We start from the raw sequence: 21,041 nt of genomic DNA on the forward strand, positions 1-21,041 counted from the left end.
TACTAACCCTCTTAATTAAACGATCTATTTTGAGGAATAGTATGATGTACTTTAGAAAAAGTTCCTTTCAAGTTTGTTTGCTATGCTTGTTTTCAAACGTGGTAAAAAGACACAAGTAGATAAAAACCCGACCAAAATCCAGATAGGTAAATGGCCATATTTACTAAAAGGGCTCAATCCTTTAATAAGCTGTAAGTCAGTTTTGAGTATCGTCGCTTCAAATTGCGGTATTGTTTGCTCAGTTTGAGAGATGGGGTCATAAACGCCAGTAATACCGTTATTGGTCACGCGAACAAGCGGTCTTTGCAGTTCTAGAGCACGCATTCTAGCAATTTGCATATGCTGATGGGGGCCGTGAGAATCGCCAAACCAAGCGTCATTACTTACCGTAAAGAGAATATCAGATTGCTCTGTGAAGTTGTCTCTAACCAAATCGCTAAATACGATTTCGTAGCAAATAGCTGGCAGAATATGTAGGCCGTTAGCAATGAGGTTGTTTTGCACACGCACACCTCGAGAAAATGAAGACATAGCGAGGTTAAACAAAGGGGCTAACGGTCTGAGAATATCTTCAAATGGCACAAACTCACCAATAGGCAGAAGCTGATGCTTTTGGTACCTATTTGAATGTAAGTAATTGTAGTGACCATCACTTGAGTCTGAGTATTTCTTACCTAACACAACAAGCGTGTTGTAGACAGCTTTGGTATCAAATTGGTAATCAGGAATACCTGTAATGACTGCGGTATTGTTAAAGGCGGCAGCCTTGTCTAGGCCCTCTAAGAATGGTGCTGCCATATCCTCTATTTCAGGAATAGCAGCTTCAGGCCAGACGACTAGGTCTGTGTCATGCCATTCAACCCGGGTCATATCTCGGTATTTTGACATGGTTGGCCAAAACTGTTCTGGCTCCCAGCGTAAACTTTGTTGAATGTTGCCTTGTACAAGCAAAGTTGAAATGCGCTTATCAGAGTGCGAAGTAGAAACTGTGAAGCTACTAATAAGATATAAACAGATCAGTGTGACAATTGCTGAAAGCGAAAAAGAAGCATGTTTTGCTTTAATGCTGTAATAAATGCTACTAGCAAGAAATACTGCCAGTAAAGTTAAGCCAAACTCGCCAATTAAAGGCGCAAAGGCGTTAAGTGTGGAATCAGTAAATGCATAACCAAAACTGAGCCATGGAAAGCCAGTCAATAACTTGCCACGAAGAAACTCTGCAATGGCAAAGCCGACTATTAACAATGCGATCCTTTGCCACGCGCTTTGGCTGAATCTAGCTGCAAATGCAAAGGCCAGCGCAGGGTAAATTGCTAAATAGGCACAGAGCAACCCCATCAGTAACAAAGAAACTGGTAAAGGTAATCCACCGAATTGAGCTATAGAGACATGCACCCAGCTTATACCAAGTGCAAACCAGCCAAAACCAAAAGCAAAGCCATATTTAGCCGCGCTTCGGGTAGACTGTTTATCGGTTACATAACAAGCCGCAACGAGTGAAAAAATAGCGATGGGCCATAGGTTAAACGGTGCATAGCTAAAAGTCATGGCAAGGCCTGCAAAAAATGCAAGCCAAGCATGTTTGTTAGAAAAGAGGGAAAACAGCTTACTCAACGTGATCTTCGGTAATTTCAGTCTTTGGTACTGTTACTTGGAGTTGAATAATACGACGATTATCAGAGTTAGTGACTTTAAACTGTAGCGGTTCGATGTCGATTGTTTCACCACGACTCGGCATATGACCAAAGGCATGAAGAATAATACCGCCAATGGTATCGGCTTCTTGTGTATCGTAATCAGTATTAAAAAACGAATTAAATTCATCAAGAGGCGTTAATGCTTGTACAGTGAATACATGCTTTGACAACTGTCGAATATCGTCGTGCTCTTCATCGTCATCATGCTCATCTTCAATTTCGCCAACGATGGTTTCTAAAATGTCTTCGATGGTTACTAAACCTGATACGCCGCCATACTCATCGATAACAATAGCCATATGGTAACGCTTTTGTCGAAACTCATTAAGCAAGGTGTCAACACGTTTACTCTCAGGTACCACGATAGCAGGGCGAAGATATTCTCTTAATGCCGGTAAGGCATCAGATTTATCCAAAATCAGCGGCAATAAGTCTTTAGCCAGTAAAATACCTTCAACATGGTCTTTGTCTTCACAGATCACTGGAAAGCGAGAGTGTGATGATTCAACCATAATCGGTAGTTGATGCTCTAGAGACTCATCTACATCTAAAGTAATCATTTGTGAGCGAGGGATCATGATATCTCGAACTTTAAGTTCAGAGACGCTTAGTACGCCTTCCATCATGTCTTTGGTCTCAGGGTCGATGAGAGCACGCTCTTGCGCATCAGCGATGACTTCAACCAGCTCTTCTTTATTTTGGGGTTCTCCTTGCAGCATCTGGGTAATGCGTCCTAGCCAGCTTTTGCCAGCAGAACCCTGACTACTTTGCGAGTTATCGTCGCTCATTTCTTTTTATATCTCCAATTAAATAAAATTCTGTTAGTCGAACTTAGTAAGCATCATCACGATATGGATCGTCTATGCCCAATTCGGCTAATAATGTTTTTTCGATGCCTTCCATCTCAATGGCGTCTTGTTCATTTATATGGTCAAATCCAAGTAAATGCAAGCAGCCATGAATTGTCATATGAGCAAAGTGCTCATGAAAGCTTTTTTCTTGCTCTATAGACTCTGCTTTCACAACTTGTGGGCAAATAATTAAGTCGCCAACAAGAGGAAGTTCAATGCCTGGAGGCGCATCAAATGGAAAAGATAGCACATTAGTTGGCTTGTCTTTGCCACGATACTGGCTGTTAAGCTCTTGGCTTTCAGCTTCATCAGCAATACGAATCGTTAATTCTGCATGTTCACGATACGCAGATAGGGCTTTGTCAGCCCATAATTCAAACTGTTCATGTGAAGGTAAATCTTCAAACTCACAGGCAATTTGTAAATCTAATTCAACGCTCATGTTCGTTACTCAGCTTGATTCGCTTTAGCTTCTTTACGAAGGCGTTCTTTTTCGGCCTTTTCTTTTCGCTCAGATTCTTCTTTCTTCTCGTATGCTTCAACAATACGTGCCACAACTGGGTGGCGAACAACATCATGTGACTTGAAGAAATTAAATGAAATCTCATCGACATCACTCAGTACTTCAATAGCATGACGAAGACCAGAGCGCGCACCACGAGGTAAATCAACTTGCGTAATGTCACCTGTGATCACCGCTTTTGAATTAAAGCCGATACGCGTTAAGAACATTTTCATTTGTTCTGTGGTGGTGTTTTGGCTTTCATCTAGAATGATAAAGGCATCATTAAGCGTTCGACCACGCATATAGGCAAGCGGCGCAACTTCTATGACATTTTTTTCTATTAAGCGTTCAACTTTTTCAAAGCCAAGCATTTCAAATAATGCGTCATAGAGTGGACGCAGGTATGGGTCAATTTTTTGTGTTAAATCGCCAGGTAAGAAACCAAGTTTTTCACCCGCTTCAACCGCAGGGCGAGTTAATAAGATGCGACGAATTTCTTGACGTTCTAGTGCATCTACAGCAGCGGCAACTGCAAGGTAGGTTTTACCAGTACCAGCAGGACCAATACCAAAACTGATATCATGACGAAGAATATTAGCCACATACTGACTCTGATTCGGATTACGAGGCTTAATCACACCACGGCGGGTTTTAATATAAACCTCTTCATTCCATACACTCGGTGCATCTTGCTCTAGACAATTAGCTTCAGTGATCGCTAAGTGTACGTTATCAGGTTCAATTTCATTTACTTCGCCACGAACAGGCTGAGTATCAATGTATAAACCTTTTATGATATCGGTAGCAGCTTTAGCTTGAACAGGTTGTCCAGTCACTTTAAACCAGTTGTCTCTGTGTGTGATTTCAACCCCAAGGCGACGTTCTATTTGTTTTAAATTCTCGTCAAAAGGGCCGCAAAGTGATGAAAGGCGAACGTTGTCGGCGGGCTCTAAATAAAACTCAATATTCTTTAGTTGACTGCTCAAAATTGCTTCCTGTAACAACCGCGCCAGCAAAAGTGCTGGCGCAATCTGTATTTAACTAAGGTGTAAAGGTTGCAACACCTAACTCATCGGCTTCGGGTTCCGACGGCGCACGATTTAAAATATCGGCAGGTGCAACATCTTTCCTTAAATTCATTTCTGATTCTGTACGAATTAGCTCACCACGTAAAGAGTTAGGTAAAGCTTCGGTAATACGTACATCAACGAACTGACCGATCACTGAATGCGGACCTTCAAAGTTCACAACACGGTTGTTTTCGGTACGACCGCGCAGTTCCATTGGGTTTTTCTTCGATGGACCTTCAACCAAAATACGCTGCTCAGTATCAAACATCTTACGACTGATGTCTTGAGACATCTGGTTGATACGGTTTTGAAGAATGTATAGACGCTCTTTCTTCTCTTGTTCAGAAACATCATCAGGCAAATCTGCCGCAGGGGTACCTGGGCGCGCTGAATAGATAAAGCTGAAGCTCATATCAAAACCAATGTCATTGATCAGATTCATTGTTGCTTCAAAGTCAGCACTCGTTTCACCCGGGAAACCAATGATGAAGTCTGAAGACATTGACAGGTTAGGGCGGATCTTACGAAGCTTACGAATGGTTGATTTGTATTCTAAGGCTGTGTGACCACGTTTCATAAGGTTAAGAACACGGTCTGAGCCACTTTGTACCGGTAAGTGTAAGTGGTCTACCAGCTCTGGTACATCAGCGTAAGCTTCAATAATGTCAGGCGTGAATTCAACAGGGTGAGATGTGGTGTATCGAATACGGTCAATACCATCAATGGCAGCAACGTAACGAAGTAGATCTGAGAAGTAACAGATTTCACCGTCGTGCATTTCACCGCGGAATGCATTTACGTTTTGGCCAAGTAGGTTAACTTCACGAACACCTTGCTCAGCAAGTTGTGCAACTTCTAGTAATACGTCATCTAACGGACGGCTTACTTCTTCACCACGCGTGTAAGGTACAACACAGAAAGTACAGTATTTAGAACAGCCTTCCATAATTGAAACGAATGCCGTAGGGCCTTCTGCTTTAGGCTCTGGTAGACGGTCAAACTTTTCAATTTCAGGGAATGAAATATCAACAACCGCACCTTGCTTGCTTTGTACTTGCTTGATCATCTCAGGTAAACGGTGCAATGTTTGCGGGCCAAATACGATATCAACAAACGGTGCGCGTTGACGAATCGTGTCACCTTCTTGTGAAGCTACACAACCACCCACACCAATAACTAGATCTGGGTTGTCATCTTTTAATAACTTCCAGCGACCCAGTTGATGGAACACTTTTTCTTGTGCTTTTTCACGAATTGAACAGGTGTTGAGTAAGATTACATCAGCTTGTTCAGCTTCTTCGGTTACTTCATAACCATTGGTTGCATCTAACAGGTCAGCCATCTTCTGCGAGTCGTACTCGTTCATCTGACAACCCCAGGTTTTAATATGCAATTTTTTACTCATTGAAATATTGCCTCGTTTTCAATTCGGACTCTGATTTAGGCCACTTGCTTAGACCTAAAAAGTATACGCACAACTTAAAGGACGCGTATTTTATATGACCAAGCACATCTAGCCAAGTATAGTTTTTAACTTTGCAAAGCGTGATCAAATTGAAACGTATTTTGCGCATTACAGTCAGACAAATTAGTATTGCTTGCGGTACAATGCTGGCATTGTTTTTAAGAGGCAAAATAGATGAAAAACAAGGTGGTTATAGTCGGTGGCGGCATGGTCGGTGCAGCTACAGCAATTAAGCTAGCAAAACAGGGCGCGTCGGTAACAGTTTTGGAGCAACAGTGTATCGACCCTCTTGCGGTGCTTGCGAGTGAAAAAATTGATATTCGAATCTCTGCCATTAACCGCTTTTCAGAAGCTTTACTTGATGACTTAGGGGCAATGCCTTTACTCAGAGAAAATAGAATTGCCCCTTATACCCAACTAGAAGCCTATGAGTCAGTACAAAACTCACTGTTATTTGATAGTGAAGAAGTTGGCACAAGTCACCTTGGGCATCTTATCGAAAACAGCTTAACGCAAGCTAGTTTATGGGCGCAATTTGAGCAATGGCAAATACAAGTTGAGCAAGTTGATGGTTTACCAGTGAGCATAGCGCAATCTGATGATACCGTTACACTGCACTATAAAAACAAAAGTCATACCGCCGATTTACTTGTTGCCGCTGATGGTGGTCGCTCACAGGTAAGGCATTTAGTTGGAATAGGTGTTACAGGCTGGCAATATCAACAAAGTTGTATGGGTGTACTAATCAAAATTGATGCTCCGCAGCAAACAAAAACATGGCAGCAATTTAAACAGACTGGCCCAATTGCGTTTCTGCCTATGCACGCACCGTATGCCAATTTAATTTGGTATCATGATAGCGCTGAGCTTGCTCGATTGAAGCAACTATCAAATGAACAATTAAAAGCTGAAATTCAGTCAAACTTCTTTGCGTTGCCTGGCGATTTTAGTGTTGAAGAAAAGGCGGTGTTTCCGCTTGCTAGGCAACATGCTAATACTTATTCACAAGGTAGAGTTGTACTTGTGGGGGATGCAGCCCATTCGATCAACCCATTAGCAGGTCAGGGGGTTAACCTAGGCTTTAAAGACGTCGCTGCCCTAGCCGAAGCATTAGAATCGACAGACGATTTTGGCTGTCCTTTAGCTTTGCATAAATATGAAAAAAAACGTCGTTTAGATAATTTGACGATGATGAGCATGATGGATGCGTGTTACTTTGGTTTCTCGAATGACATAAAACCATTAAAGCACCTGCGCAATTTAGCATTAAAAGTGGCTGACAATGCAGGTGTGCTGAAGAAGCAAGTGCTAAAGCATGCGATGGGCGGTGATTTTTAATCAGTAAATTTCTTTGATTGAAGCGGATTAAGGTTCGCTTTTTTTGTGCGTGTAAAAAAGTATGCGAGAAAAATGATATAAAACTTAGACTGGGAAATTATAGATGATTTATTTATAGGGTAGGGTTGTTAGATAATTTTAGAAAACATGGTGCGGAAGGAGAGACTTGAACTCTCACATCCGAAGATACTGGAACCTAAATCCAGCGCGTCTACCAATTCCGCCACTTCCGCAATGTTTTTCTCATAAGAGATTGGCTGGAGTACCAGGATTTGAACCTGGGAATGGCGGGATCAAAACCCGCTGCCTTACCGCTTGGCGATACTCCAACAAAATTTTAACTTTCTGTTGGTCTCTGGACTTAAATCTGGGGATGAATGAGTGAGGGATCAAAACCTCTCTCTTCTGTCCTTACCGCTTGGCGATACTCCAACATCAAGGATAAGCTAAGTTATTTTAGTTCAAACTTAAAAGAACATGGTGCGGAAGGAGAGACTTGAACTCTCACATCCTAAGATACTGGAACCTAAATCCAGCGCGTCTACCAATTCCGCCACTTCCGCAATATTATCTGGAGTATTTTGGAACCTAAATCCAGCGTCTATTTCAAGACACCTGCAAATTCCTCAACTTCAGAAAAGTTGGCTGGAGTACCAGGATTTGAACCTGGGAATGGCGGGATCAAAACCCGCTGCCTTACCGCTTGGCGATACTCCAACTAAAGGTAGTAAAAGCTTTTTTAGTTCAAACTTTAAGAACATGGTGCGGAAGGAGAGACTTGAACTCTCACATCCGAAGATACTGGAACCTAAATCCAGCGCGTCTACCAATTCCGCCACTTCCGCATATTTTCTTTAAAGAAAATGGTGGCTATGCCCTGATTTGAACAGGGGACCCCATCATTATGAGTGATGTGCTCTAACCAGCTGAGCTACATAGCCATTTGGCTGGAGTACCAGGATTTGAACCTGGGAATGGCGGGATCAAAACCCGCTGCCTTACCGCTTGGCGATACTCCAACGAAAACCTCAAATCTTTTTTGAACCAGGATTTGAATCTGGGGGGATAAATGAGTGAGGTATCAAAACCTCTCTCTTATGCCCTTACCGCTTGGCGATACTCCAACTAAGGTAGTTGATTGTTTTAGTTCTAATCGAGAACATGGTGCGGAAGGAGAGACTTGAACTCTCACATCCGAAGATACTGGAACCTAAATCCAGCGCGTCTACCAATTCCGCCACTTCCGCAATGTTGGCTGGAGTACCAGGATTTGAACCTGGGAATGGCGGGATCAAAACCCGCTGCCTTACCGCTTGGCGATACTCCAACGAAAACTTCAAATCTTTGTTGAACCAGGATTTGAATCTGGGGGATAAATGAGTGAGGGGTCAAAACCTCTCTCTTCTGCCCTTACCGCTTGGCGATACTCCAACTAAGGTAGTTGATTGTTTTAGTTCTAATCAAGAACATGGTGCGGAAGGAGAGACTTGAACTCTCACATCCGAAGATACTGGAACCTAAATCCAGCGCGTCTACCAATTCCGCCACTTCCGCACTACAAGGTAGTTAGTTTTATAGTTGCTAATCAACTCTAAAAAGCATGGTGGCTATGCCCTGATTTGAACAGGGGACCCCATCATTATGAGTGATGTGCTCTAACCAGCTGAGCTACATAGCCATCTCTTTTTAGTGTGTCACCATCGCTGGTGCGGGGCGTATTATGCTGATATGCTCCAAACTCGTCAACACCTTTTTTGCAAAAAAGTTGTCATTAAAGTTCTTTTGCAGATTAATTGCGCGAAATGGCTGAATATGAACCATAAAAAGATAAAAAGTGAGCTGTTTTTAGAAAATAAAAAAGGAGACATCAAGTCTCCTTTTCAAAACACTCAGTTAAAGCGATTAAACGTTGAATAGGAAGTTCATCACGTCGCCATCTTTAACAATGTATTCTTTACCTTCTTGGCGCATTTTACCTGCGTCTTTCGCACCGCTTTCGCCTTTGAATTCGATGTAATCATCAAAACCAATTGTTTGCGCACGAATAAAGCCACGTTCGAAGTCTGTGTGGATTTTACCTGCAGCTTGTGGCGCAGTTGCACCTACAGGGATAGTCCATGCACGTACTTCTTTTACACCAGCAGTGAAGTAAGTCTGTAATTTAAGTAGCTCGTAACCACCACGGATCACAAGGTTAAGACCTGGCTCTTCAAGACCAAGATCAGCCATAAACTCTAACTTATCTTCTTCTTCTAGCTCTGAAAGCTCAGATTCAATTGCAGCACACACAGGGATCACAACAGCATCTTCGTTTGCAGCAATTTCACGAACTTGCTCTAAGAATGGGTTATTTTCAAAACCATCTTCAGTAACGTTCGCAATATACATGGTAGGCTTAATTGTTAAGAAGTTAAGCGGCTTAATAGCAGCTAGTTCTTCTTTACTAAGCTCTAAAGAACGCAGTGTTAAGCCTTCATCTAAATGGGCTTTCACTTTTTCTAGTACTTCATTCTGGAATTTTGCTTCTTTATCACCGCCTTTCGCTTTTTTAGCATTACGTTGAGCAGCGCGATCTGCAGCTTCCATATCTGCTAAAACAAGTTCAGTGTTGATAACATCAATATCATCAGCCGGATTTACTTGGCCAGACACGTGAACAATGTTTTCATCTTCAAAACAACGAACAACATGACCAATGGCATCTGTTTCACGAATATTAGCAAGGAATTGGTTACCTAAACCTTCACCTTTTGACGCGCCTTTTACAAGACCTGCAATATCAACGAACTCCATGGTTGTTGCGATTGTTTTTTGAGGATTAACAATCTCAGCCAGTTGGTCTAAACGCGGATCTGGCACGGCAACAACGCCTGTGTTTGGTTCGATTGTACAAAACGGAAAGTTTGCGGCTTCAATTCCCGCTTTAGTTAATGCATTAAATAGGGTTGATTTACCAACGTTAGGTAAACCTACAATGCCACATTTAAAACCCATAATTTTGAACCTTCAGTTAATCAAATTGTTGCCGTAAGCGATTTTACGGCTTAAATGAATGTAGTCTGTTTTGTGCTTTTAACACACCGTCTTTTGCTAAAACTTCCATACAGCGAACAGCTTCATCAACCACAGCGTCGATTTTTTCTTGGTCAGCTTGAGGTGCTTTACCTAAAACCCAGCCTGTTACTTTATCTCTGTGACCAGGGTGACCAATACCAACACGTAAACGCATAAATTCTTTGTTATTGCCCATTTTAGCAATAATGTCTTTCAAGCCATTGTGACCACCGTGACCACCGCCTTTTTTAATTTTGGCGATCCCCGGTTCCATGTCCATTTCGTCATGGGCAACTAAAATATTTTCAGCTGGGATTTTATAAAAATTAGCAAGGCTTGATACCGCTTTACCACTTAAGTTCATATAAGTTGTAGGAATAAGCAGTTTGAATTCTTGGTTGTTGATTATCACTTTGCCAGTCAGGCCGTGATGTTTTGAATCAGGTTTGAGGATGCAATTGTAGCGTTTTGCCAGTTCTTCGATGAACCACGCACCGGCATTATGACGGGTTTGAGCATATTCGGGGCCTGGATTAGCCAGGCCCACAAGCATTTGAATAGTATTCAAGGTGCTAACACCTTAGAAATTATTCTGCAGCTTCTTCAGCTTCTTCAGAAGCAGCGCCTTTAGGAGCGTTTAAAGTAACAACTGCTTGGTCGTGGTCTGCACCTTTAGCTAGTTCTACTGAAACAACACCTGCAGGAAGAGCTACGTCAGAAAGGTGTACAGTTGCACCTACTTCTAATGCTGCTACGTCTACTTCTACGAACTCAGGAAGTTGAGCTGGTAAACAAGTGATTTCGATTTCTGTTACGTGGTGAGCAACAGTGTTACCGCCTTTAGTTGCAGCTTCTTCGTTGATGAAGTGTACAGGAACCTTAGTGTGGATCTTGTGAGCAGCATCAACACGTTGGAAGTCTAAGTGAGTTACTTTAGGCTTGAACGGGTGACGTTGGATGTCTTTAAGGATCGCTTCAACAGACTCACCACCGATGTTTAGTGTAAGGATGTGAGTGTAGAAACCTTCATCTTCTTGCGCTTTGATTACTTTGTTGTGGTCAAGCGTTAAAGCAACTGCATCTTTACCAGCACCGTAAAGGATTGCTGGTACTTTATCAGCGTGACGTAGGCGGCGGCTCGCACCAGTACCTAAAACTTCACGTACTTCTGCTTCTAAAGTGTATAATTCGTTAGACATGGATGTCTCCAAAATAAAAGTTAAATTAGTAATTAGAGGACTCGCGACCAAATCCTCTACCTTAAAAAGGCGCGCTACTATACCACCGTTGGACGGTAAATTAAACAAAAAAAGCACCCGAAGGTGCTTTTTGTTAAAGTAGGCGTCGCTTAATGTGTAAACATTGCCGAGATTGACTCTTCGTTGCTGATGCGGCGAATCGTTTCAGCCAACATATCTGCAAGGGTCAATACTTTAATTTTATCGATTGAACGAAGCTCATCACTTAACGTGATTGAGTCAGTTACGATAACTTCATCAATAACAGAGTTGCGAAGGTTTTCTGCAGCAGCACCAGAAAGTACAGGGTGTGTTGCATAAGCAAATACGCGTTTAGCGCCATGCTCTTTAAGTGCCTCTGCTGCTTTACATAATGTACCACCTGTGTCGATCATGTCGTCAACGATGATACAGTCACGGCCTTCTACATCACCAATGATGTGCATTACTTGAGATACGTTTGCTTTCGGACGACGTTTGTCGATGATAGCCAGGTCAGTATCGTTCAGTAGTTTTGCAATTGCACGAGCACGTACAACACCACCAATGTCTGGAGATACGACTACAACATCGTCAAATTCACGAGACTTCATGTCGTCAAGTAGTACAGGGCTACCAAACACGTTGTCTACAGGCACATCGAAGAAACCTTGAATTTGTTCTGCGTGCAGGTCTACAGTCAATACGCGGTCAACACCAACGCTTGAAAGGAAGTCTGCTACTACTTTAGCTGTGATTGGTACACGAGCTGAGCGAACACGACGGTCTTGACGCGCATAACCGAAGTAAGGGATAACAGCTGTAATACGACCTGCTGATGCACGACGCAAAGCGTCAACCATCACGATTAGTTCCATTAAGTTGTCGTTTGTAGGGGCACAGGTTGATTGAATAATGAAAACATCCGATCCACGTACATTTTCATTGATTTGAACACTGATCTCGCCGTCACTAAAACGACCAACAACAGCATCACCTAACTCGATGAATAAACGTTTCGCAATTTTTTGAGCTAACTCAGGCGTTGCGTTACCAGCGAAGAGCTTCATGTCAGGCACGGTAGGGTTCCTCAGGCACTGAAATTTTTTGGACTAACATGCAATGACGTTGTCAAAACAGGCTAACTTAAACAATTTTACTTCTACTCTTTAAGCCATGACGCTAACTGGCGATGGGCCAGTGATACAGCATGGCTTGGGGCGATAAACCCTTGCCAAGCATTGGGTAATTCAGAGAGTACACGCCGTGCGCTTTGCTCAGAGTCTAGCTCGACAAAACAGCACGCTCCCGTCCCAGTCATTCTTGACGGGCCGTATTTTAGCAACCACTGCAGGGTCTTTTCAACCTCGGGGTAGAGCTTTTTAACCAGAGCTTCACAATCGTTGCTGGTATTTTCCATAAACCACTGACTGGTGAGTTTAGGTGTATTTCTTGGTAAGTCAGGGTGAGTGAAGACTTTTGCTGTACTAATGTGAACATTGGGGAACACCACACAATACCATTTATGTTCAATCTCAACCGCATTGAGTTTTTCACCAACGCCTTGTGCTACGGCAGTTTTACCATTAATGAATACAGGCACATCCGCACCAAGTGTTAAGCCTATCTCTGACAAGGTGTTTAGATCTAAGTGACATTGCCATAATGAATTTAATGCTAATAAAGCCGTTGCTGCATCGGATGAACCACCACCAACACCACCGCCCATGGGCAAACATTTTTTTAAATTAATGGTCACACCTTGGTTTGTTTGCTTGTATGGCAACAAAGCGTGAGCCGCTTTAAAGATAAGGTTGTCTTCGGTTTTGATATTATTGGTATCACCAATGATACTAATTTGATTATCATCCGTTAAGTTGAACTCTAATTCGTCACCAAAATCTAAAAAGGTAAACAAACTCTCTAATTCATGATAGCCGTCTTCCCGTTGGTTATTGATATGTAAAAACAGATTAAGTTTTGCTGGAGCCGTTAGAGTCAAATTATTCATTATTAAACTGCCATGAATTGAGTTGAATTTTTATTCTTAATTTATCTTGGGTAAGTGAAATACGTTTTGGTACCCAAAATCCATCAACCCTTTGATAGCTTTGATAGTTGATAAACCATGTTTTGCCTTGTTCATCTGTCCACTTTGCAGACTTAAGGCGTGATTGAGGGTCGTACTGGTTATTATCACTACGAATGGCACCGGTTAACCAAAGTGGTGCTTTTTCAAAAGGTAATTGAAAACCACTCAAGCGAGCAATCAGTTCACTGCTGCTTTGATCAATATATTGCTCATCTTGATAGGCCATTTCACTGTGATTTTCATGCTCGACTAATTCGAGTAATTGTGTGCCAATAAAGCTAGATAAAATTAGATGTTGATGACTTTCTTTAAGTTGCCAATTAAAGTTAACAGATTGTCGATCATTGGGCGCAATAAAGGCGACTTTACCACTGGCTTTCCAGTTTTTTTGTGCCTCTAATTGCGACCGCCAATCTGTCTGTAGCGCGTCTTGCTCAGTTATTCGTTGGGCACAGCCACTGATAAATAAAAAAAACATGAGCAAAATCAAATGAATTTGTTTCAAATGTTGTTCCTTCCTTTCCATATTTGCAGGATGTTTGATAAAATTCTCGGCTTTCTAGCAGGGCTCGAGCAATTTATTGGTAGCTATGACCATTATCGCACTTGGTATTAATCACAAAACAGCATCAGTTGAATTACGCGAAAAAGTGGCGTTCTCACCTGAGCAATTATCAAACGCATTGTCGCAATTGGCGAGCTCTGAGCAGTTTAAAGAGACCGTGATTGTCTCGACCTGTAACCGAACTGAACTGTATTGTAGCCTTGAGCATAGCAATTCCCAAGCGCTTCTCAAATGGTTAGCTGATTTTCACTGTATCGACACTGAACAACTTGAAGATAATGTCTACATTCATCAAAACCAAGACGCCATAAATCATTTAATGCGCGTAGCCTGTGGTTTGGATTCTTTAGTGTTAGGCGAGCCACAGATCCTTGGCCAGATCAAACAGTCTTATAACAGTGCAAAGCAGCACGACTGTGTGTTACCTACTTTTGAGCGTTTATTTCAAAAAACCTTTTCAGTCGCCAAGCAAGTAAGAACTGAAACGGATATTGGTGCCAGTGCAGTATCTGTTGCCTATGCAGCAGTTAACTTAGCTAAACACATTTATGGCCAATTAGATAAAACCAAAGTGCTGCTAATTGGTGCAGGTGAGACTATTGAGTTGGTAGCCAGACACTTATATCAACAGCACCCAAAAGCCATCACGGTTGCAAATAGAACAATAGAGCGTGCCAAAAACTTAGCTGAAGAAGTTGAAGCTGATGTGATTTCATTGGCGCAATTGCCAGAAAAACTGCATGACGCTGATATTGTCATCAGTTCAACGGCTAGTACGTTGCCTATCATCGGTAAAGGTATGGTTGAGCAAGCACTCAAACAGCGCCGTTATAAGCCAATGTTGTTCGTTGATATTGCCGTGCCGCGAGATATTGAAAGCCAGGTAGGCGAGTTAGATGCGGCTTACCTTTACTCAGTTGATGACTTACAAGCCATCGTCAACGAAAACATGGCAAGCCGTGAGCAAGCGGCAGAGCAAGCGCAAGAAATCATACTGCAAAAAACCCATGAATTTGCCAAGTGGCAACGTTCACAAGGGTCAATTGATGTTATTCGACAATATCGAGACTCGGCGCAAGAAGTAAAAACAGAATTAGTAGAAAAGGCTGTAAATCAGCTACAATCAGGCAAATCAGCCGAAAAAGTGTTGCTTGAATTGGCTAACAAGCTCACAAATCGTTTAACTCACGCACCAACACGGGCAATACAGGCCGCGGCGCAAGAGGGTGATATCGATAAATTGGCCGTGCTTAAACAAACATTAGGAATCGAGCAGGAAAAGTAAATTAATGAAAGAGTCTGTATATCGTAAATTAGAGACCTTAGCCGAGCGCTATGAAGAAGTGCAAGCGATGCTAAGTGATCCAGAAGTTATTGGCGATCAAAATCGTTTCCGTGCCTTATCAAAAGAATACTCAGAACTTGAAGACGTAGTTAAAGCGTTTGCTTCTTATCAGCAAGCCCAAGACGATGTGGCGACAGCTGAAGAAATGCTGAAAGACTCAGATCCTGATATGCGTGAGATGGCGCAAGAAGAATATAAAGAGGCAAAAGCAGCCATTGTTGCCCTAGAAGACGAACTGCAAATTTTGATGCTGCCAAAAGATCCTAAAGATAACAACAATGTTTATCTCGAAGTTCGCGCAGGTACCGGTGGTGATGAAGCAGCAATTTTTGCGGGTGATTTATTCCGTATGTACAGCCGCTACGCTGAAACTCAAAAGTGGAAAGTTGAGGTTGTCAGCACCAACGAAGGCGAGCACGGTGGTTATAAAGAAGTTATCGCTCACATCAGTGGTGAAGGTGTATATGGCAAGTTGAAGTTCGAATCAGGTGCGCATCGTGTTCAACGTGTTCCTGAAACTGAATCTCAAGGTCGTGTTCACACGTCTGCATGTACGGTTGCAGTAATGGCTGAAATACCTGAAGCCGAAGCAATCCAAATTAACCCTGCAGATTTAAAAGTAGATACCTTCCGTGCATCGGGTGCCGGTGGTCAGCATGTTAACAAAACAGACTCTGCAATTCGTATAACGCACATTCCAACAGGTGTGGTTGTCGAATGCCAGGATGAGCGCTCTCAGCACAAAAACCGTGCTAAAGCACTTTCTGTACTAGGAGCACGTTTACAACAAGCTGAAGATGAAAAGCGTCAAGCAGCCGAGGCATCTGAGCGTCGTAATCTAGTAGGAAGTGGTGACCGTTCAGAGCGTATTCGCACTTACAACTATCCTCAAGGTCGTATTACTGATCACCGTATTAACTTAACACTTTACCGTCTAAATGAGATTGTAGCCGGTGAACTTGGAGCCGTGATTGATCCATTACTACTCGAACACCAAGCTGACTTATTAGCAGCAATGGGTGACGATTAATCGTGGTCAACCTAACAGTCGCCCAAGCACTCGCTTGGGCAACCCAAATTCTTCAAAATACCTCTGACTCACCTAAACTTGATGCTGAAGTTTTATTGCTTCATGTACTTGATAAACCTAAAAGCTATTTATTTACTTGGCCTGAAGCTGAGCTAACAGAAGTGCAATTAAGTACATTTAAGAAGCTGATTGCAGAGCGAGAAACAGGGCATCCTGTTGCTCATTTAGTCGGTGTGCGCGAGTTTTGGAGTTTAGAACTCGAAGTCAATAACTCGACGTTAATTCCTAGACCTGATACCGAAACCCTAGTTGAAAAAGCGCTTAACTTAGATTTGCCTACCAATGCAAAAATGCTTGATTTGGGGACTGGGACAGGCGCCATAGCGTTATCGCTGGCATCAGAGCAGCCTGACTGGCAGGTCACTGCGGTCGATTATTCTGAGCAAGCCGTTTCGCTTGCAAAGCGAAATCAACAAAAACTTGCTTTAAATAATGTCACTGTTTTACAAAGCGATTGGTTTAGCTCAGTATCAAATCAGCAATTTGACCTCATTGTCAGTAATCCGCCGTATATTGATGAACTTGATGAGCATTTAAACCAAGGTGATGTGCGTTTTGAACCAAAAAGTGCACTAGTTGCACCAGATAATGGTATGGCTGATATTAAGCTAATCATTGAGCAAGCGCGGCAATATCTGGCACCGAACGGATATTTGCTTATTGAGCATGGTTATCAACAAGCGCTGTTATTACAAGAGTTTTTTGCACAAATGGCGTATAGCAATATACTTACTATAAAAGATATGGCAGGCTGTGATCGAGTAACCATGGCCCAGTGGCAAGGCAAGCGATAAAAACGCCCTGTGTATTAATAGGACCCCGCGTATGGATGATTTTTTGTTTTCAGATGAGCCGAACGATGTAGTTGAGCCCGACAGCAATGGCGTTTGGAAAGTAATTGTTGTCGATGATGAACCTGAAGTTCATGCGGTCACTAAGCTTGCATTAAGTGATTTTGAGTTTCAAAAGAAGCGTTTAGAGTTTATTAGTGCATATTCTGGTGAAGAAGCGCGTAAGGTGATCCAAGCACACCCAGATGCAGCCATTGTTTTACTTGATGTGGTGATGGAAACCGACGATGCGGGTTTACAAGTTGCTAAGTTCATTCGAGAAACCGCAAAAAACAATCATATTCGTATCATTTTAAGAACCGGTCAACCGGGGCAAGCGCCGGAAAGACAAGTCATAGTTAACTATGATATTAACGACTATAAGTCTAAAACAGAACTGACAGCACAAAAGCTTTTTACAGTTGTGATGTCGAGTCTGCGCTCTTATCGCGACATTTTAGCCATTGAGCAATCACGTCAAGGTTTAGAAAAGATTATTTGCGCTTCACGAGACATCTTTTCATCACACTCCTTAGAGCATTTTATTAAGGGCGTGGTTCAGCAGTTAACCTCTTTGTTAGGTACTGTCGATGAAGCGATTTACGCAACGTCTTTGGTTGCAAGTAATGACTCAAATCATAATGCTGAACAGCTGGTTGTTTTCACAGGCCGTGGTGAGTTTGAATCTTGTGAAGGTAAACCTATTTCTGAAGTGCTAACTCAGGACCAGCTCCAAGCTTGCTCTACTGCTTTGCAAGAAAAAAGCATAGTTTATAAAGATAATTATTTGTTCGCCTACTGCACCAGTGAGTTTAATCATAGCTCAATGTTATTTGTGTCAGGTATTCCTGATTTTCTGACCGATACACAAAAGCACTTAATCGAAATATTTTCACAAAATGTGCAACTTGCTTATGAGAATGTGCAACTTCAGGCTGAGATCGAAGATACCCAACAAGAGCTTGTTTACAGATTGAGTGAAGCGTTAGAGCTGCGCTCTACTGAAACAGGTAATCATGTAAAACGGGTCGCGCATATTTGTTATGCCCTAGCCGAAGGGTACGGTTTGCCAAAACGTGATGCTGAGTTAGTGCGTATGGCCTCGCCACTTCATGATGTAGGCAAAGTCGGCATTCCTGATGCGATTTTAAATAAGCCAGAAAAGCTTGAAGAGCAAGAATGGCAATTAATGCAAACTCACGCTGAAAAAGGTTATGAGATTTTAAAGGATTCACGCCGTGAAATTGTGAATGCTGGTGCGGTCATAGCCAAAGATCACCATGAAAAATGGGATGGCTCAGGCTACCCAGCCGGTAAACAAGGTGAGAGTATTCATATTTATGGACGAATTGTTGCACTCGCAGATGTCTATGATGCACTTCGACATAAGCGTTGCTACAAGCCTGCCTGGGAATTAGAGCCCGTTATGGCCGAGATTAATAGCCAAAAAGGTAAGCATTTTGATCCTAAACTCGTGGATGTATTTAATAGCATTATCGACGATTTAGAGGCGATTTTAGTGAAGTATCCAGATAAGTAGAGTAGTTAATTAAATGGAATATATTGCAATCAAACATACTCATGTGATGTTCGCACTGTTGAGTATTATTTTGTTCTACACGAGAACAGTATCTCGTTTTATGTCGGGGAAACTTGCCAGTAATAAACTCGTTTTTATTGGTAGTCACATTATAGACACTTTATTATTGGTTTCTGCTGTCGCGCTGTTAGTTGTTGCGAGTATGAACCCATTGCAACAACCATGGCTGACTGAAAAAATTGTTTTAGTTTTTGCTTATATTGGTTTAGGGTTTGTGGTTGCTAAATCGACACAGTTTAAAACGCAGGTTATCGCACTGACAGCAGCTACTATCTCGCTACTTCTCATTGGTTATTTAGCGGGTAGTAAAGCGTCATTTTTACTTTAAGTTTCTTTGAGTAGGCTTTGCCTACTCAACCTCTCCTCATTTTTACCCCATATAACTCTTTCTAAATCAATTAACAAAAACTACTTCTATAAGGCGCTACATTAATTCCTATAAAAAATGTTAGACTAGCCGATTAATAAGTAAGAGTAATAGTTAAGGTCGTTGGTATTTATGACTGATATCTGGTTCGATGAACAAGACAGTAGTGCAGACTACATACCACAGCATACATTATTTAGATGCATCGACGCTGAGCGTCAGTGGGATGCGCAGATAAATCTAGAAGAGAGTTACTGCCAGCTTGCAGAACTTGAATTAGCTGTTGATCAATTATGTCGCGAACATACCGAAACACATACGTTGATCGATGTTCTTTTAGATGCGTTTTATACTCGTTGGTTATTCAGTGGCAGCAATCAAAGCGAAGTTGAGTACAAGTTAAATAGTGTCAATCATGTATTGAAAATGCGAACTGGCAATGCCACTTCTCTTGCTTTGATTTTGACGCATTTACTGCAACGTGCACAGCTTGATGTGAACATGGCATTTCACCAAGGCGATATCATGGTTCATATCGCTTTAAGTGCTGAAGAAGGGTATATCGTAGAGCCATGTGGTGGCAACCAAACTTGGTATATCAATCCCGAAAACGACAGTAAAGACGAAGAGCCTTACGAATTATTATTAGGTGATGAAGCATTTAAGCTATATCTCGCTCAGCAAAAATGGGCGTTTATCACTGCAGATAAGTTTGGTCATGCATTAAGTTGCGTTGAACAGTTGATGGACTTACTCGGTGATGATCCATATGAACGCCGTGATAGAGGGTATCTACTCAATCAGATAAATTGCCCTAAATTAGCTAAAGCTGATTTACAGTTTTTCGTTGATGAGTGCCCGGACGATCCAACGATTGAGATTATTCAGCATCAAATTGAAGAGTTACAAGACTACAATCATGTAGTCCACTAATAAGAACAAATAGCGGGCTTTAATATTTATGCCAAGTTTAGTATGGCGTTAAATCATGCTCTACAGGCTCCTGAATAGACATCTATTAGATTTCTATTATTAAAAGAATTAGGAAAATTATGAACACGCAAATCGTAAAAGTTGCAGATATTGAAGTGGCAAACGACAAACCGTTTGTATTATTTGGCGGTATGAATGTATTGGAATCGCGTGATCTTGCAATGCAAATTGCTGAGCACTATGTTGAAGTAACCAGCAAGCTAAACATCCCTTATGTATTTAAGGCATCTTTTGATAAAGCAAATCGCTCTTCAATCAACTCTTACCGTGGTCCAGGCATGGAAGAAGGTCTAAAGATTTTCGAAGAGATTAAAAAGACCTTCAATGTCCCTGTGATCACCGATGTGCACGAACCATTTCAAGCAGCTCCGGTTGCGGAAGTGGCTGATATTATCCAACTTCCAGCGTTTTTAGCACGTCAAACAGATTTAGTTGTGGCGATGGCAAAAACTGGCGCTGTGATTAATGTGAAAAAACCGCAATTCTTAGCGCCACATGAAATGCGTCATATCATCAAAAAGCTGAATGATGCGGGCAACGACCAAGTTATTTTATGTGAGCGTGGTAGTAGTTTTGGTTATAACAACCTAGTGGTTGATATGCTGGGCATGGATGACATGAAGCACATGGCGCCTGTAATGTTCGATGCAACACACGCGTTACAACGTCCTGGTGGTCGTTCTGATTCTGCCGATGGTCGTCGTGCTCAAGCAACCGAGCTTGCACGCAGTGGTATGGCGCTCGGTTTAGCTGGTTTATTTATTGAATCACACCCAAATCCAAACGAAGCAAAGTGTGACGGCCCTTGTGCATTACCACTGGCTAAGTTAGAGGGCTACTTAAAGCAAATGAAAGCGGTGGACGATTTAGTGAAAAGCTTCGAACCACTAGATACAAGCGCAGCCGACTTATAATAATTATAAAGAGCAGCAAATTTGCTGCTCTTTAGTTTGGTTTAAAGA

Annotated in this window: 19 protein-coding genes and 11 tRNA genes; 8 read left to right on the plus strand and 22 right to left on the minus strand. The window is 42.1% G+C overall.

Annotated features, from left to right (window positions below; translation table 11 throughout):
• Positions 1-51: 51 nt before the first annotated feature.
• Genes lnt through miaB form a run of 5 tightly spaced genes read right to left on the minus strand, consistent with a single transcriptional unit; the run spans position 52 to position 5,528 of the window.
• Positions 52-1,548 carry an apolipoprotein N-acyltransferase gene (lnt, locus tag ABMY35_RS06875; protein ID WP_349285556.1) on the minus strand — a complete coding sequence of 499 codons (1,497 nt, stop codon included), beginning with the start codon at positions 1,546-1,548 and terminating at the stop codon, positions 52-54.
• 58 nt (positions 1,549-1,606) lie between these two features.
• Entirely contained in the window at positions 1,607-2,485 is an 879-nt protein-coding gene (gene corC, locus ABMY35_RS06880) for a CNNM family magnesium/cobalt transport protein CorC (RefSeq protein ID WP_349285557.1), read from the minus strand.
• Between the two features lie 43 nt (positions 2,486-2,528).
• Positions 2,529-2,990 carry an rRNA maturation RNase YbeY gene (gene ybeY, locus ABMY35_RS06885; RefSeq protein ID WP_138480338.1) on the minus strand — a complete coding sequence of 154 codons (462 nt, stop codon included), beginning with the start codon at positions 2,988-2,990 and terminating at the stop codon, positions 2,529-2,531.
• Between the two features lie 5 nt (positions 2,991-2,995).
• The gene (locus ABMY35_RS06890; protein WP_138480340.1) at positions 2,996-4,039 is read right to left on the minus strand and encodes a PhoH family protein; all 1,044 of its coding nucleotides are present in this window, start codon (positions 4,037-4,039) and stop codon (positions 2,996-2,998) included.
• A gap of 55 nt (positions 4,040-4,094) precedes the next feature.
• Positions 4,095-5,528 carry a tRNA (N6-isopentenyl adenosine(37)-C2)-methylthiotransferase MiaB gene (gene miaB / locus ABMY35_RS06895; RefSeq protein WP_058030813.1) on the minus strand — a complete coding sequence of 478 codons (1,434 nt, stop codon included), beginning with the start codon at positions 5,526-5,528 and terminating at the stop codon, positions 4,095-4,097.
• 234 nt (positions 5,529-5,762) lie between these two features.
• On the opposite strand from miaB, the gene ABMY35_RS06900 reads away from it, so the two are divergent.
• Entirely contained in the window at positions 5,763-6,926 is a 1,164-nt protein-coding gene (locus ABMY35_RS06900; RefSeq protein WP_349285558.1) for an FAD-dependent oxidoreductase, read from the plus strand.
• A 148-nt stretch (positions 6,927-7,074) separates the two neighbouring features.
• Here ABMY35_RS06900 and ABMY35_RS06905 read toward each other — a convergent pair.
• The 17 genes from ABMY35_RS06905 to lolB all read right to left on the minus strand — a co-directional run bounded on the left by ABMY35_RS06905 (position 7,075) and on the right by lolB (position 13,794).
• A tRNA-Leu gene (locus tag ABMY35_RS06905) sits at positions 7,075-7,159 on the minus strand.
• A gap of 21 nt (positions 7,160-7,180) precedes the next feature.
• A tRNA-Gln gene (locus ABMY35_RS06910) sits at positions 7,181-7,255 on the minus strand.
• Positions 7,256-7,404: 149 nt separating this feature from the next.
• Positions 7,405-7,489: transfer RNA gene (locus tag ABMY35_RS06915), tRNA-Leu, on the minus strand.
• A gap of 79 nt (positions 7,490-7,568) precedes the next feature.
• Positions 7,569-7,643 (minus strand) — tRNA-Gln (locus tag ABMY35_RS06920).
• Between the two features lie 43 nt (positions 7,644-7,686).
• Positions 7,687-7,771: transfer RNA gene (locus ABMY35_RS06925), tRNA-Leu, on the minus strand.
• Between the two features lie 19 nt (positions 7,772-7,790).
• Positions 7,791-7,867: transfer RNA gene (locus tag ABMY35_RS06930), tRNA-Met, on the minus strand.
• A gap of 3 nt (positions 7,868-7,870) precedes the next feature.
• A tRNA-Gln gene (locus ABMY35_RS06935) sits at positions 7,871-7,945 on the minus strand.
• Positions 7,946-8,088: 143 nt separating this feature from the next.
• Positions 8,089-8,173: transfer RNA gene (locus ABMY35_RS06940), tRNA-Leu, on the minus strand.
• Between the two features lie 5 nt (positions 8,174-8,178).
• A tRNA-Gln gene (locus ABMY35_RS06945) sits at positions 8,179-8,253 on the minus strand.
• Positions 8,254-8,395: 142 nt separating this feature from the next.
• Positions 8,396-8,480: transfer RNA gene (locus ABMY35_RS06950), tRNA-Leu, on the minus strand.
• A 47-nt stretch (positions 8,481-8,527) separates the two neighbouring features.
• Positions 8,528-8,604 (minus strand) — tRNA-Met (locus tag ABMY35_RS06955).
• A gap of 224 nt (positions 8,605-8,828) precedes the next feature.
• The gene (ychF, locus tag ABMY35_RS06960; RefSeq protein WP_058030811.1) at positions 8,829-9,920 is read right to left on the minus strand and encodes a redox-regulated ATPase YchF; all 1,092 of its coding nucleotides are present in this window, start codon (positions 9,918-9,920) and stop codon (positions 8,829-8,831) included.
• A gap of 43 nt (positions 9,921-9,963) precedes the next feature.
• Positions 9,964-10,548: an aminoacyl-tRNA hydrolase gene (gene pth / locus ABMY35_RS06965; protein WP_349285559.1), complete on the minus strand. Its 585-nt coding sequence runs from the start codon at positions 10,546-10,548 to the stop codon at positions 9,964-9,966.
• Between the two features lie 19 nt (positions 10,549-10,567).
• Positions 10,568-11,179: a 50S ribosomal protein L25/general stress protein Ctc gene (locus tag ABMY35_RS06970; RefSeq protein ID WP_138562647.1), complete on the minus strand. Its 612-nt coding sequence runs from the start codon at positions 11,177-11,179 to the stop codon at positions 10,568-10,570.
• 149 nt (positions 11,180-11,328) lie between these two features.
• A complete protein-coding gene (locus ABMY35_RS06975; protein ID WP_058030808.1) occupies positions 11,329-12,276 on the minus strand; it encodes a ribose-phosphate pyrophosphokinase in 948 nt (315 codons plus the stop codon).
• An 83-nt stretch (positions 12,277-12,359) separates the two neighbouring features.
• Positions 12,360-13,208: a 4-(cytidine 5'-diphospho)-2-C-methyl-D-erythritol kinase gene (gene ispE / locus ABMY35_RS06980; protein ID WP_349285560.1), complete on the minus strand. Its 849-nt coding sequence runs from the start codon at positions 13,206-13,208 to the stop codon at positions 12,360-12,362.
• Positions 13,201-13,794 (minus strand): lipoprotein insertase outer membrane protein LolB, encoded by a 594-nt coding sequence (lolB, locus tag ABMY35_RS06985; RefSeq protein ID WP_349285561.1) that lies wholly within the window; start codon positions 13,792-13,794, stop codon positions 13,201-13,203. The genes ispE and lolB overlap by 8 nt, the downstream gene beginning before the upstream one ends.
• An 85-nt stretch (positions 13,795-13,879) precedes the next feature.
• Here lolB and hemA point away from each other — a divergent pair, with 85 nt between their 5' ends.
• The 7 genes from hemA to kdsA all read left to right on the plus strand — a co-directional run bounded on the left by hemA (position 13,880) and on the right by kdsA (position 20,993).
• Positions 13,880-15,139 (plus strand): glutamyl-tRNA reductase, encoded by a 1,260-nt coding sequence (hemA, locus tag ABMY35_RS06990; protein ID WP_058030805.1) that lies wholly within the window; start codon positions 13,880-13,882, stop codon positions 15,137-15,139.
• A gap of 4 nt (positions 15,140-15,143) precedes the next feature.
• A complete protein-coding gene (prfA, locus tag ABMY35_RS06995) occupies positions 15,144-16,229 on the plus strand; it encodes a peptide chain release factor 1 (protein ID WP_349285562.1) in 1,086 nt (361 codons plus the stop codon).
• Positions 16,230-16,231: 2 nt separating this feature from the next.
• Entirely contained in the window at positions 16,232-17,083 is an 852-nt protein-coding gene (prmC, locus tag ABMY35_RS07000; protein ID WP_349285563.1) for a peptide chain release factor N(5)-glutamine methyltransferase, read from the plus strand.
• Positions 17,084-17,114: 31 nt separating this feature from the next.
• Entirely contained in the window at positions 17,115-18,659 is a 1,545-nt protein-coding gene (locus tag ABMY35_RS07005) for a DUF3369 domain-containing protein (RefSeq protein WP_349285564.1), read from the plus strand.
• 13 nt (positions 18,660-18,672) lie between these two features.
• On the plus strand, positions 18,673-19,047 hold the full coding sequence (locus ABMY35_RS07010) for a SirB2 family protein (RefSeq protein WP_349285565.1): 375 nt from the start codon (positions 18,673-18,675) through the stop codon (positions 19,045-19,047).
• Positions 19,048-19,218: 171 nt separating this feature from the next.
• Positions 19,219-20,019, plus strand: coding sequence for a tetratricopeptide repeat protein (locus ABMY35_RS07015; protein WP_349285566.1), 801 nt, complete (start codon positions 19,219-19,221; stop codon positions 20,017-20,019).
• Positions 20,020-20,138: 119 nt separating this feature from the next.
• On the plus strand, positions 20,139-20,993 hold the full coding sequence (gene kdsA, locus ABMY35_RS07020) for a 3-deoxy-8-phosphooctulonate synthase (RefSeq protein WP_349285567.1): 855 nt from the start codon (positions 20,139-20,141) through the stop codon (positions 20,991-20,993).
• Positions 20,994-21,041 lie beyond the last annotated feature (48 nt).

Origin of the sequence: Pseudoalteromonas sp. BZB3, assembly GCF_040104455.1 — a bacterium.
Taxonomy (GTDB): Bacteria; Pseudomonadota; Gammaproteobacteria; order Enterobacterales; family Alteromonadaceae; genus Pseudoalteromonas.